This window comes from Rahnella perminowiae (genome assembly GCF_019049695.1).
Lineage (GTDB): Bacteria > Pseudomonadota > Gammaproteobacteria > Enterobacterales > Enterobacteriaceae > Rahnella > Rahnella perminowiae.
Genome location: NZ_JAFMOT010000187.1, coordinates 99,938 through 112,940 on the forward strand (window position 1 = coordinate 99,938; position 13,003 = coordinate 112,940).

The window sequence follows — 13,003 nt, forward strand, 5'->3', positions numbered from 1 at the left end:
TGACTGACATTATCCCGAGGAAACTCCATGACCATTGCGTTGCTCAGCCATATTGAACTTGATGCTGGCTATCCTGGCCGTTTTGAGGCCGCCGGTTTTTGCCTTTATTTTGCGACCTCGCCTGAACAGCGCGCAAACCTTGATCCGCAGATCGCCCGGCAAATCCGCGGGGTATTAACCATTGGCAGCATCGGATTAAGCGCAACGGAAATGGAGGTGTTACCGGCACTGGAAATCATTTGTGCGCAGGGAGTGGGCTTTGAACATATTGATGTCGCCGCAGCAAGACAACGGGGTATTCATGTCACCAATGGCCCCGGCACCAATAACGCCTCAGTGGCGGACCATACGCTGGCCCTGATGCTGGCTATTACCCGAAGAATTCCCCAATTTGATGCCGCCGTACGCACGGGGGAATGGAAAAAAACGCGCTGGAATACACCGGGAATGGCGGGTAAACGTCTGGGTATTATCGGCCTGGGTAACATCGGTGCATTGATTGCCCGCCGCGCATCAGGCGGATTTGATATGGAGATTGGGTATCACAACCGGCGGCAACAGGAAGACAGCCCGTACCGTTATTTCCTCACGACCACGGATCTGGCTGAATGGGCTGATTATCTGGTGGTGGCGACGCCGGGCGGCAAAAACACCGTCAGGCTGGTGGACGCTGCGGTGCTTCATGCGCTGGGGCCTGAAGGCTTTTTGATTAATATCGCGCGGGGAAGCGTGGTGGACAGTGCCGCACTGATTGCCAGCCTGCACAATAATGCCATCGCCGGTGCCGCGCTGGATGTGGTGGACGGTGAGCCGCAGGTGCCGCCGGAAATGTTCACGCTGGATAATCTGGTGCTCACGCCACATGTTGCAGGCCGTTCGCCGGAATCCGTCGAAAACATGCTGACACTGGTTCTGGCAAACCTTGAGGCTCATTTTAGCGGGAAACCGGTCATGACGCCGGTGCCAGAGTAATCTGCGGATTGTTAGCATGTTGCTGAGAGGTTTTAAAACCTGAAAACGCCGGTTACCGGCGTTTTTTACGATCGTCAAAAATCATCGCCTGTCTCCTATAGTCGTAAAAAGCATAAGTAACCGCTTTTTCTTATTTGTCTGGCATAGCAACAGATCGTAACAATAGGGTTTTCGGCAAGCAAAGAGGCAGACTGCGGTGAACTTTCAACAACTCAAAATTATACGGGAATCAGCGCGATGCAATTACAACCTGACAGAAGTATCGAACATGCTGTTCACGTCGCAGTCAGGTGTCAGCCGTCATATCCGCGAGCTGGAAGATGAACTGGGCGTTGAGATATTTATCCGTCGTGGAAAGCGCTTACTGGGGCTGACTGAGCCGGGTAAAGAGTTGCTGGCAGTCGCCGAGAGAATTCTTAACGAGGCGCAGAATATCCGGCGTCTGGCGGATGTTTTCTCCAAAGAAGACGCGGGTGTGCTGACCATCGCCACCACTCACACTCAGGCACGTTACAGTTTGCCTAAAGTTATCAAAGCCTTCCGTGCCATTTATCCGGGGGTCCGTCTCGAGTTACATCAGGGTTCACCACAGGAAGTGCTGGCAATGTTGCTCAGCGGGCAGGCGGATGTGGCCATCGCCAGTGAAAGGCTGATGAATGATCCGTCAGTCGCCGCATTTCCTTATTACCGCTGGCATCATGCCATCGTGGTACCGCAGGGGCATCCGCTGACGCTGCAACACCCGCTGACGTTACAGCATCTGAGCGAACAGCCTTTGATCACCTATCGTCAGGGTATCACCGGACGTTCCCGTCTTGATGAGGCTTTCAGCCGTGCCGCACTGACCGCTGATATCGTGCTGAGTGCGCAGGATTCTGATGTGATTAAGACATACGTCGAACTGGGACTGGGCGTGGGGATCCTGGCTGATAAAGCATTTGAAGCCAACCGTGATACCGGTCTTCAGTTGATCAACGCGGAACATTTATTTGAAGCCAATACGGTCTGGCTGGGGCTGAAGAAAGCCCAGTTGCAGAGAAACTACGTCTGGCGATTTATCGAGTTATGTAATCCGGGGCTGTCGGTCAATGAGATTAAAGAGAAGGTGTTTGCAACGGGCGGCGAACCGGTGATTGACTATCAGATCTGAGATAACGGGCTGGCTCCCTGCGAAGGGGGAGGAGCGAACAGAGCACTTTCTCAGCACGGCCTCTTTAGGACATAAAAAAACCGGTCAAATGACCGGTTTTTTATCTTCGCTGAAAGCGAAACCTTAAACTGCCGGTTTGGCAATCACATTCCGGTTTTCCATGCGGACTTCCGCAATGTTCACATCAATGATGTCACTCTGACGATAGGCCACTTCACCTTTGATCAGCACGGTGCCCGTCTCTGCGCTGCAGACCAGCTCATCACGCACACTGTGCAGGAACGGAGCCGGGATAAATGCTACGGCACCGATATCTTGCAGACGGACACGCAGGCCGCCGCGCGTGACATCGATGATCTCGGCGCTGAACTTAACCTCAGTACCGACTTTATCTTCCAGATAACGGGCATACAGCCAGTCACCGACGTCACGTTCGGCCATGCGGTTAGCACGGCGACGTTCTGCCAACTGAAGGGTCATGTCATCCTGAGGTTTTTCAGCAGACTGTTGCAGGATCATCGCTTTCAGCAAACGGTGGTTCACCATATCGCCGTATTTACGGATAGGTGATGTCCAGGTGGCGTAAGCTTCCAGGCCCAGACCGAAGTGCGGCCCTGGTGTGGTGCTGATTTCCGCAAAGGTCTGGAAACGGCGGATGCGGCTGTCAAGGAACTGCGTGGGTAAAGCATCAAGCTTGCGACGCAGTGCGCAGAAACCTGGCAGGGTCAGCAGTTCTTCAGCATTAGCCTCAACGTCATTGGCCTGCAACACGGTGATTGCGTTTTCAACCAGTAACGGGTCAAAACCGGTATGCACGTTGTAAACGCCGAAACCGAGGCTGTCACGCAGGGCAATCGCTGCACAGACGTTGGCGGCAATCATCGATTCTTCAACAATGCGGTTGGCAATGCGGCGATGCTCAGCGATGATTTCCAGTACATTGCCTTTCTCACCCAGCACGAAGCGGTAATCAGGACGATCTTTGAACACCAGTGCATGCTCGGTACGCCATGCACTGCGCACGTCACAGACGCGTTTCAGCAGGCGGATCTGGGAGGCAATCACATCGCTGGCCGGTTGCCATTCGCTTTTCTCATCCGCTTCCAGCCAGTCAGACACGTCGTCGTACGCCAGCTTGGCTTTTGATTCGATAGTCGCGGCGAAGAAGCGAATGTCGCTGCCCAGTGAGCCATCAGTGCCCACGGTAACAGAACACGCCAGAACCGGACGGCTGACGTCCGGCCACAGTGAACAGATATCATCGGACAATTCGCGCGGCAGCATCGGGATGTTGAAGCCTGGCAAATAGTTGGTGAAGGCGCGTTTTTTCGCAATATTGTCCAGATCGCTGCCTTCGCTGACGTAAGCCGTCGGGTCAGCAATCGCGACAGTCATTTGCAGGGTGCCGTCACCGTTGTCTTTAACATACAGTGCGTCATCCATGTCCTGCGTACTGCCGCTGTCAATAGTGACAAATGGCAGGGCAGTCAGGTCTTCGCGGGTCAGACCTTCATCGCGCAGTTCGGCAATATCCGTTTTTGGCGCTTCACGTTCGAGGTTATGACGGGCCAGCGTCACCCACCACGGCGCAAGTTCGTCGGCCCCGGTCGTGATCCATTCGGTGATTTCAGCCTGGAAACTGTGGTCGCCTTCTTTCAGCGGGTGGCGGCGCATCTCAGCCACACACCAGTCACCGTCGCTCACTTCATGATTGATATTGCGGGCAACGCGGCACTGAATAGCATCACGTAATAAAGGATGATCAGGAATGACAGAAAGGCGGTCATCTTTCTTCGTTACACGGCCAACAAAACGGCTGAGAAAAGGTTCAACCAACTTTTCCGGCTGGACGACTTCACGCTCTTTTTCGGTTTGCAGTGAAGCGATAACGCGATCCCCGTGCATGACTTTTTTCATGTACGGAGGGGGAATGAAATAGCTTTTTTGACCCTCTACTTCAAGAAAGCCAAAGCCTTTCTCAGTGCCTTTCACGATGCCTTCAACACGTGGAGTCTGAGAGTGAAGTTGCTGTTTTAGCTGCGCGAGCAGCGGGTTATCTTGAAACATATCGTCCAGAGAATTGGGGGTTAATGTGGCTCGATTAGCGGCAGACAGTTTTACGCGATCTGGCCCCTTCGGGCAAGCAGCATCTGCCCCTTTCGCCTCATAACCCTGAAGCGAAAGGGGAGATTTGCGCGATGTCTCGCAAGTAACACTTATGCGATACGTTGCAGGTCAACTTTTGGTTGGCAGCGACGGATAGTCACCGGCACAGCTTTCGAGGTCGGGGTGTGGGTCTGATCACCAAAACTGGACATCGGCACCAGCGGGTTGGTTTCCGGATAATAGGCCGCCAGGTTACCGCGTGGAATATCATAGCTGACCAGTTTGAAACCTGTGACTTTACGCTCAACACCGTCATTCCACAGCGTTTCGATTTCTACCAGTTCGCCGTCTTGCAGGCCGAGATCCGCCAGATCCTGCGGGTGGATAAACAGCACCTCACGCTGACCGTAAACGCCACGGTAACGGTCATCAAGGCCGTAAATGGTGGTGTTATATTGGTCGTGTGAACGTAACGTTTGCAGGGTGAACGGTGCATTCCGGTCACCCATCGGAATCAACACTTCTGGCAACGGTGATGCACTGAAATTCGCCTTACCGCTCAGGGTGTTGAATTTCAGTTCTGCTGCCGCGTTACCGAGATAGAAACCGCCTTTAATATCGCAGCGCGCATTGAAATCTTTGAAACCCGGAATGGTGGCTTCAATATGATCACGGATCAGATTGTAATCGTCAGCCAGCGCCATCCAGTCAAGGTATTTATCACCCAGAACGGCATTGGCGATACCGCAGACAATTGCCGTTTCCGAACGTTGCTCTTTGGATAACGGGATCCCCACACCTTCGGAGGCATGGACCATGCTGAAGGAGTCTTCAACCGTGATAAATTGCGAACCGGTTGCCTGCATATCCAGCTCGGTACGGCCCAGCGTTGGCAGAATCAGCGCTTCTGCGCCGGGTGTCAGGTGCGTACGGTTTAGTTTGGTGCTGATCTGAACTGACAGTTCCAGATTGCTCAGCGCCTGTTCGGTACGTGGCGTATCCGGTGCCGCCGCCGCCAGATTACCCCCGAGGCAGATCAGGACCCTGGCTTCTTTACGCAGCATGGCTTCCAGTGCTTCAACCGTGTTGTGCCCCGGTACACGCGGTGGCGTGAATTTGAAGTGGCTTTCCATCGCATCCAGCAGGGCGGCTGGCGCTTTTTCATCGATACCCATGGTGCGGTTACCCTGCACATTGCTGTGACCGCGAACCGGACACAAACCGGCGCCAGGCTTGCCAAGCTGACCAAACAACAGTTGCAGGTTGGTGATTTCACGCACGGTCGGTACGGAGTGTTTATGTTGCGTCACACCCATTGCCCAGGTACAAATCACACGTTCTGCATTCATATAAATAGATGCCGCTTCGCGCAAGTCCTGTTCGCTCAGACCTGACTGTCCAGTGATTTTTTCCCAGCTGGTGGCATCGACCACAGCCAGATACTCATCGACACCGGCACAGTGGGCTGCGATAAATTCTTCATCAAACAGGGAAGGCTGGCCGGAAGCAATACGTTCGCGGTGAGTCTGCAATAGCGCTTTAACCATTCCGCGTACAGCGGCCATATCACCGCCAAGGTTTGGCTGATAATAGGCTGCGCTGATGCGACCGGCTTTCGGTGTCACCACTTCCAGCGGTTTTTGCGGATCAGCGAAACGCTCCAGACCCCGTTCACGCAGGGTGTTAAAACTGACCACTTTTGCACCCCGGTCGGACGCATGACGCAGGCTGTGCAGCATACGCGGGTGGTTAGTGCCCGGATTCTGACCGAAGACGAAAATCGCATCGGCTTTCTCAAAATCATCCAGGCGGATGGTGCCTTTACCGACGCCGATACTTTGTTTCAGGCCAACACCACTGGCTTCGTGGCACATGTTTGAGCAGTCAGGGAAGTTGTTCGTCCCGAACATTCGGCCGAACACCTGATACAAATAAGAGGCTTCGTTACTCGCACGACCGGAGGTGTAGAAATCCGCCTGATCCGGGCTTTCCAGTCCATTCAGATGACTGGCGATCAGTGAGAATGCGGCATCCCAGCTGATAGGTTCGTAATGGTCGGTGGTGCGGTTATAACGCATCGGATGGGTCAGACGACCCTGATATTCGAGGAAGTAATCGCTCTGCGCACGCAGTTTGCTCACACTGTGTTGAGCGAAGAATTCGGGTTCAACGGCTTTACGGGTGGCTTCCCAACTGACGGCTTTCGCACCGTTTTCGCAGAAGCTGAAAGTACTGTGATTATCATCCCCCCAGGCACAACCCGGGCAGTCAAAACCTCGACCTTTGTTAACACGCATCAGGTTACGTAAGTTTGAAAGGACTTTCTTACTGTCGAAGACGAAACGGGTGGTTGATTCAAGTGCACCCCAACCGCCGGCCGCGCCGTGGTAGGGTTTGATCTCAGTTTTGAATTTCATAGTTATGCTTCGCAGGTGGTTTTTGTTTTGTCTGTGAACAAACCGGATGATGAATTGTTATCCGGATTGTTAATTTTATGTCACAAGTTTAGGAGGGGCATGCAAGAACGTCTAATCGAATGCTGTGATGGAGCGATAGAAATCCTCTATCGCAATAAAATATCGGGGAATAACGGAAATTCCCTGAAAGAAAAGGGGTTCATCCCTGTATTTGATCTGTTATGAAAACAGCGTGTTGCGATAACAAAACCTGATTGCAGCGGCGGATGAGGTTTTTGGTGAAAATTAACGCAAGTTGTAACAGAACCGTTTCACTATGAAATGGTTAGCAAAAGACTAAGGGTTTTTCTGACGGGGGTTTTAGTGCAACCTATGCCGCAGATTTTTATCCCATAGGTTTTTGATATATTGCCCCGTCTGTTAATAGATCGGCAATATGGCGCGTTTAAGGAAGATTCAGTGAAACGTAGTGTAATGAGTGTTTTATCTTGTGTATTGATGTTCTCCGCAGGCAGTGCGAAAGCTATCGCACCACTGGATTTCCCTGTCGTGCCACCGAGCATTGACGCAGCGTCTTTTGTGCTGATGGATTATGCCAGTGGTGATGTGCTGGCCGCCGGCAATCCGGATGAACGCCGTAACCCGGCCAGTCTGACCAAACTGATGACCGGTTATGTCATTGACCGCGCGTTAGATCATAAAAAAATCACCATGGATGACGTGGTGACCGTTCCGCAGGAAGCCTGGGTCGCCGGTAATAAAAGTCTGGCCGGTTCCTCACTGATGTTCCTCAAGCCGGGCGACCATGTCACCGTACGTGACCTGATCCGTGGCATTATCATTACTTCTGGTAATGACGCCTGCGTAGCCATGGCTGATTACGTGGCGGGCAGCCAGGATTCATTCGTAGGAATGATGAATCAGTACGTGGTCAGCATGGGCCTGACCAATACCCATTTCGAGACGGTACATGGCCTGGACGCGCCGGGGCAGTACACCACCTCTTACGATCTGGCGAAACTTTCCCGCGCCATTATCGGTGGGGAACCCGAGGAATATCATATGTATGCCGAGAAGTCGCTGACATATGACAACATCACTCAGCAAAACCGTAACGGACTTCTGTGGGATAAAAACCTGCAGGTGGATGGCCTGAAAACGGGTCACACCGAAAGCGCCGGTTTCAACATTATTGCCTCTGCAACACAGGGTGACCGCCGTCTGATCGCTGTTGTGATGGGGGGTAAAAGTGCAAAAGGGCGCGAAGAACAGGCGCGCAAACTGCTGACCTGGGGTTTCCGCGAATACACCAGTAAACAGATTTTCAAAGCTGATCAGACCGTTTCCAACGAACACGTGTGGTTCGGTGCGAATTCACAGGTCAAAGTCGGTTCCCTGAGTGATGTGTTTATCAGTGTGCCGCAGGCCGATGCCGATAAACTGAAAGCCCAGTATGTGCTGAGTAATCCGCAAATTGACGCACCGCTGAAGAAAGGCCAGGCGCTCGGCAGTATCAATATCGTGGATAACGGCAAAGTCATCAAAACCGTGCCGCTGGTAGCGCTGGAAGATGTTGCCCAGGGCGGGATCATCAGCCGTGCGATTGATTATGTGAAACTGAAAATCTAAGTGCTGTCCCGCTTGTCAGAACGCAAACAAAAAGCAAAAAGAGCCTGCCCGAAAAGCAGGCTCTTTTTTTGCACCTGCTGCACCACAGGTGAACATTCTGCAAGACCGGCGTGACATCTTTATGACTGTCGGTCGGACAGGGCAGGTGTAATTACCTGAAAATCCTATCGAATCAATGTGGCATGTTTGTTGCTGAGAACTTATTTCTTGCTAGCAATGTTAAAAATCTTTGGCTGGCGTTGACAGGAAATAAGGGAGACGACGAATGACAACATTGAATATGCCCATGACAATCGCGGCTGGCGCACGGTGGCGGCAGTTAGTGCTGGGGCTGATTTGCATGGCGGCGATTTCCAGTCCGCAATATGTCTGGACTCTGCTGACTAAACCGCTCGCGCTTAAACTGGGGGTTCCGCTGGCAGAGTTACAGGTTACGTTCTCGCTACTGATTATTCTGCAGACCTTCTTTTCTCCTTTTCAGGGCAGCCTGATTGAACGTTTTGGCCCGCGGAAACTGATTTCAATCGGCACGCTGTTATCAGGGTTCAGTTGGGTACTGGCCTCACAAGTCAGCAGCATTGCCGGCCTTTATCTGGTCTATGGCTGCATCGGCGGACTGGGTACCGGCATTGTTTATGTCGGTGTCGTCGGGTTGATGGTGCGCTGGTTCCCGCATAAACGTGGCTTTGCGGCGGGAATGGTGGCAGCCGGATACGGCATGGGGGCAATTCTGACCACGTTCCCGGTTTCGACGTCACTGACCAGTCGCGGGCTGGAAAGTACGTTGATTGTCTTTGGCGTTATTTTCGCTGTCATTGGTTTTTTGGCCAGCCAGGGATTACGGCTGCCGCCGTCGCTCAGCGAACGTCAGGATGTGCCGGTCATGGTTACGGAAGGCAAACAGTACCGTCCGAAACAAATGCTCAGGCAGCCCCTGTTCTGGCTGATGTTTTTCATGATGGCGATGATGTCGACTTCAGGGCTGATGGTTACATCGCAAATGGCGGTGTTTGCCCATGATTTTGGTATCACGGAGGCGGTGGTGTTTGGCATGGCTGCATTGCCGCTCGCACTGACCATTGACCGTTTTACCAACGGGCTGACACGTCCGCTTTTCGGTTTTATTTCGGATAAATTTGGTCGTGAGCAGACGATGTTTATCGCATTTGCGCTGGAAGGCTGTGCGATGATTTTATGGCTGATGTGCCGCGACAATGCTGTCTTGTTTGTTCTGCTCTCCGGCGTGGTGTTTTTTGGCTGGGGAGAAATTTTTTCCTTGTTCCCGTCAACGCTGACCGACACCTTTGGCAGTCAGAATGCCACAGCCAATTATGGCTGGTTGTATATGTCGCAGGGCATAGGATCCATTTTTGGCGGCCCGCTTGCGGCACTGATTTACCAGCACACGGGAGGGTGGAACGTTGTATTCACCTGTGCCATCACGCTGGATTTTGTCACGGCCATTCTGGCACTCTGGGTACTGAAACCCTGGCGCGCCCGTTTTATGCAGGCAGCCCGTGACTGAATAACCTTAAACAGCAAAAAGGCACCCTTTCGGTGCCTTTTTGCTGTTTATACTTTCCTGTCATAACTTCACATCAAATTTCCCGGCCTGATAATCCAGAATTGCCTGGTTAATTTCCTGTGTGGTGTTCATCACAAACGGCCCGTGTGACACCACCGGTTCATTGATTTTATCGGCATGGCCGAACAGGAACGTGGCGTCATCTTTTGCGGTAATGATGACGCGATCTTCATTGTTATCCAGCTCAATCAGATGCCAGGCTTGCGCCTCGTCACCCTCAATCGTCAGACGGCCTTTCACGGTATACAGAAACACCTGTCGCGCAGCGGGTGCCGGTAAGGTCACTTCACTTCCCGCTGTCATTTCTACTGTCATCATGGTTACGCCGGTGAGTGAAGCGATCGGGCCGGTGACGCCTGCTACGCTGCCGGAAATCAGATTGACCGTACCCTGACCTTTGCTCAGCGGGATCTGCGGGATTTCGTTTGCCTGTAAACCAACATAGCCCGGTGCTGTCATTTTCAAACGTGAAGGGAGATTAATCCACAGTTGCAGGATTTCCAGTTCGCCACCGCTACGTTTAAACGATTCCGGAGACAGTTCAGAATGGATCAGGCCGGAACCGGCTGTCATCCATTGCACACCGCCGGGGCCGATAATACTTTCATGACCACCGGTATCGCTGTGTGCCAGCTCACCACGGAGAATAAAGGTCACGGTTTCAAACCCGCGGTGCGGATGCGGACCAAACGGCAGACCGAGATTATCCGGTGCATACACCTGCGGACCGTGATGATTGAGAAACAGGAAAGGGTCGAGTTGTTCGAGCTGCGGTCCGGGGACTGGCCGGCGGGTTTGCAGATCACGAATATCATCGCGATAAGCTTTATATTGCTGAACAATTTTGCGGGTCATGGTGATGCTCCGGGAAAACATTGGGCTTTTTACGAAGACTAGCGAGGTTTTATGATGTTGTCACAGATGAATGTTAACAAGCTGTAATTCAGGAGAGCTCTGAGGGGCGACCGGCTCACGGACGCCCCGGAAACTTCAGAATACTTTGGATGAAAAATCAGTTTTCACTTCGCTTTCGATATAAGTATTTAATCCCCAGCCAGCACGCGCCAGTTCCTTCATCTTTTCAAGATGTTCAGGGCCGGGATGACGGATGTCATAAAGATAAACGTGATTATTTTTAAAGCGGACTTTAATCGAATTGGCATCAATCTGGAAGCTGACAACCTGTGAATCACCGCTTTTGTTGGCGTAATTTTCCATGCTGCATCCTGTTAGCTAAGCCTGATTTCGGGCGACATCCTCTATTAACCACGTCCGGGCTTTACTTGCAGGGCGACAGTTCACAGTTTATCCAACTCGCTGAAAACTTAGCGTATCTGTGTATGAATAAACTAGCCTTTGGGTAATTTAAGCCCTGCGGCGGCTGTCGCGAGTCGCCTTGTCTCAATAAAGGAGGCCATGTTTTTTTTTGCCTGCTCAACGTGTTTCGCGGATGCAACGCGGGGAGAACCTGATAAAAAGGGCGGTTCAGGGTCGTATTCCATTTGCAACTGAATACCTTGCGCTATGTCGTTGCCATAAATATCGGCAATGACATTTAAAGCGAAATCGATGCCTGATGTTACCCCCGCACCGGTAATCCTGTTGCGATCCCTGACCACGCGTTCATTCACGGGCTCGGCACCGAGTAAAGTAAGTTGGTCAAGCGAAGCCCAGTGGGACGTAGCTTTGTACCCCTGTAACAGGCCAGCTGCGCCAAGCACAAGAGAACCTGTGCATACGGAAGTCACCAGCCGGGCATTTTCACTTTTATGGCGAATAAAAGTGAGCGTCTCATCATCGGACATCAGTTTTATCTGGCTGGGTCCACCGGGGATGCAGATGACATCCAGTTCAGGGCAATTTTCAAATGTATGGGTGGGTAAAATACGCATGCCCCGGTCAGACGTCACGGGATCCGACGTTTTCCAGATAAGATGGATTTTGGCCCCCGGTGCTCTGGCGAAGACTTCAAACGGCCCCGTCAGATCCAATTGTGTAAGTTGCGGAAACAAAAGCATGCCGATTGATAAAGCCGGAAAGTCGCTCATTTACTGCTCCCTGTTTGCCGGACATCTGAGGTCAGATTGACAAATAAAGTGATTAAGCAGAGTAGTCAATTAACATCCGGATGACTACATATCCCTCCCCGATTTTTCGGGGAGGGATGCAACAGGCAGTTGTCATGCTTCTTCGCGATTATTTCAGCAGAAATGAGTGATCAAAGGTACCGGCGACGTTCAGTGCGACGGGCAATAATCCCTGCGCATGATAGAAATCCGCCGTTTGCTGTTGCTGCGTCTCGGTCGTGGCATCTATTGGTTGCCAGTAGGACTGACGGCGCTCGAACCCAAGCTTCGCGGCCTCCAGCGGGAAACCGATGATTTTCGCCAGTTTTTCGCTGTACGTATCCAGATTTTTATACGCCCATACCTGCGCATCACTCAGACGTTGCAGATAATCAGCGATGGCCTCGCGTTTAGCCTTATCTTTCAGTGCCGTATCCGTCGCAGCAAGGAAGCTGTTACCCGACCACAAACCGCGACCATTGACTAAAACACGCAGGTGATCCTGCGTTTCTGCGAATGCAGTGTAGGGCTCCCAGGTCGCCCAGACATCCACAGAACCTTGCGTCAGCGCCAGCTTCGCATCACTGGGTGGCAGGAAGCGGAACGTGACGTCTTTGGCGCTCAGTCCGGCAGAGGCGAGGGCTTTCAGCGCAACGAAGTGGCCTATGGAACCGCGGTTGGTCGCGATACTTTTGCCTTTCAGATCCGCCGCACTTTTGAGCGGGCTGTCTGGTTTTACCAGCAGCGCGGTGCCGTAGGCGTCTGACTTATCCACGGCGATGGCTTTCACCTGCGCACCTGCGGCTTGCGCAAATAACAGCGGCGCATCGCCGATAATACCCACATCCACCGCCTGCGCATTCAGCGCTTCTGCCAGCGGTGCGGCGGCCGGGAACTCTGACCATTCAATCTTATACGGCAGATTTTCCAGCTTATTCGCTGCTTCCAGCTGTGCCCGCATGTTGCCTTTCTGATCGGCGACCCGCAGGGTAATTTGTCCGGCACTGGCAGCAAACACGGCGCCGGTCAGCGTGACCAGCAGAAAAAGATTTCTCACATTCAGTCGCATCGGGGTTCC

10 protein-coding genes are annotated in these 13,003 nt (G+C 52.5%); 4 read left to right on the top strand and 6 right to left on the bottom strand.

The features are described from left to right. The first annotated feature begins 27 nt into the window (after positions 1–27). Positions 28–972 (top strand): 2-hydroxyacid dehydrogenase, encoded by a 945-nt coding sequence (locus tag J1781_RS22145; protein WP_217138658.1) that lies wholly within the window; start codon positions 28–30, stop codon positions 970–972. A gap of 196 nt (positions 973–1,168) precedes the next feature. Continuing rightward, positions 1,169–2,122 (top strand): HTH-type transcriptional regulator Cbl, encoded by a 954-nt coding sequence (gene cbl, locus J1781_RS22150; protein WP_129951319.1) that lies wholly within the window; start codon positions 1,169–1,171, stop codon positions 2,120–2,122. Positions 2,123–2,245: 123 nt separating this feature from the next. On the opposite strand, the gene J1781_RS22155 is transcribed toward cbl, so the two are convergent. Together J1781_RS22155 and J1781_RS22160 are read right to left on the bottom strand one after the other, a co-directional pair. Next, complete coding sequence (locus J1781_RS22155; RefSeq protein WP_129951318.1) at positions 2,246–4,189, bottom strand: exoribonuclease II; 1,944 nt, start codon at positions 4,187–4,189, stop codon at positions 2,246–2,248. 149 nt (positions 4,190–4,338) lie between these two features. After that, positions 4,339–6,645 (bottom strand): FdhF/YdeP family oxidoreductase, encoded by a 2,307-nt coding sequence (locus tag J1781_RS22160; RefSeq protein WP_217138657.1) that lies wholly within the window; start codon positions 6,643–6,645, stop codon positions 4,339–4,341. A 459-nt stretch (positions 6,646–7,104) separates the two neighbouring features. On the opposite strand from J1781_RS22160, the gene J1781_RS22165 reads away from it, so the two are divergent. Together J1781_RS22165 and oxlT are read left to right on the top strand one after the other, a co-directional pair. Then, complete coding sequence (locus J1781_RS22165; RefSeq protein WP_129951316.1) at positions 7,105–8,274, top strand: serine hydrolase; 1,170 nt, start codon at positions 7,105–7,107, stop codon at positions 8,272–8,274. Between the two features lie 265 nt (positions 8,275–8,539). Beyond that, positions 8,540–9,799 carry an oxalate/formate MFS antiporter gene (oxlT, locus tag J1781_RS22170; RefSeq protein WP_129951315.1) on the top strand — a complete coding sequence of 420 codons (1,260 nt, stop codon included), beginning with the start codon at positions 8,540–8,542 and terminating at the stop codon, positions 9,797–9,799. Between the two features lie 60 nt (positions 9,800–9,859). On the opposite strand, the gene J1781_RS22175 is transcribed toward oxlT, so the two are convergent. The 4 genes from J1781_RS22175 to J1781_RS22190 form a co-directional block, all read right to left on the bottom strand. After that, positions 9,860–10,714: a pirin family protein gene (locus J1781_RS22175; protein WP_129990703.1), complete on the bottom strand. Its 855-nt coding sequence runs from the start codon at positions 10,712–10,714 to the stop codon at positions 9,860–9,862. A gap of 135 nt (positions 10,715–10,849) precedes the next feature. Further along, on the bottom strand, positions 10,850–11,077 hold the full coding sequence (locus tag J1781_RS22180) for a hypothetical protein (RefSeq protein ID WP_015697366.1): 228 nt from the start codon (positions 11,075–11,077) through the stop codon (positions 10,850–10,852). A gap of 131 nt (positions 11,078–11,208) precedes the next feature. Beyond that, positions 11,209–11,907, bottom strand: coding sequence for a DJ-1/PfpI family protein (locus J1781_RS22185; protein WP_217234210.1), 699 nt, complete (start codon positions 11,905–11,907; stop codon positions 11,209–11,211). Positions 11,908–12,055: 148 nt separating this feature from the next. Then, on the bottom strand, positions 12,056–12,994 hold the full coding sequence (locus J1781_RS22190) for an ABC transporter substrate-binding protein (protein ID WP_129951312.1): 939 nt from the start codon (positions 12,992–12,994) through the stop codon (positions 12,056–12,058). Positions 12,995–13,003: the final 9 nt, after the last annotated feature.

Coding starts and splice junctions, on each gene's coding strand:
- J1781_RS22145 (WP_217138658.1), top strand. CDS start 28: ATGACCATTGCGTTGCTCAGCCATATTGAACTTGATGCTGGCTATCCT.
- J1781_RS22155 (WP_129951318.1), bottom strand. CDS start 4,189: ATGTTTCAAGATAACCCGCTGCTCGCGCAGCTAAAACAGCAACTTCAC.
- J1781_RS22160 (WP_217138657.1), bottom strand. CDS start 6,645: ATGAAATTCAAAACTGAGATCAAACCCTACCACGGCGCGGCCGGCGGT.
- oxlT (WP_129951315.1), top strand. CDS start 8,540: ATGACAACATTGAATATGCCCATGACAATCGCGGCTGGCGCACGGTGG.
- J1781_RS22175 (WP_129990703.1), bottom strand. CDS start 10,714: ATGACCCGCAAAATTGTTCAGCAATATAAAGCTTATCGCGATGATATT.
- J1781_RS22180 (WP_015697366.1), bottom strand. CDS start 11,077: ATGGAAAATTACGCCAACAAAAGCGGTGATTCACAGGTTGTCAGCTTC.
- J1781_RS22185 (WP_217234210.1), bottom strand. CDS start 11,907: ATGAGCGACTTTCCGGCTTTATCAATCGGCATGCTTTTGTTTCCGCAA.
- J1781_RS22190 (WP_129951312.1), bottom strand. CDS start 12,994: ATGCGACTGAATGTGAGAAATCTTTTTCTGCTGGTCACGCTGACCGGC.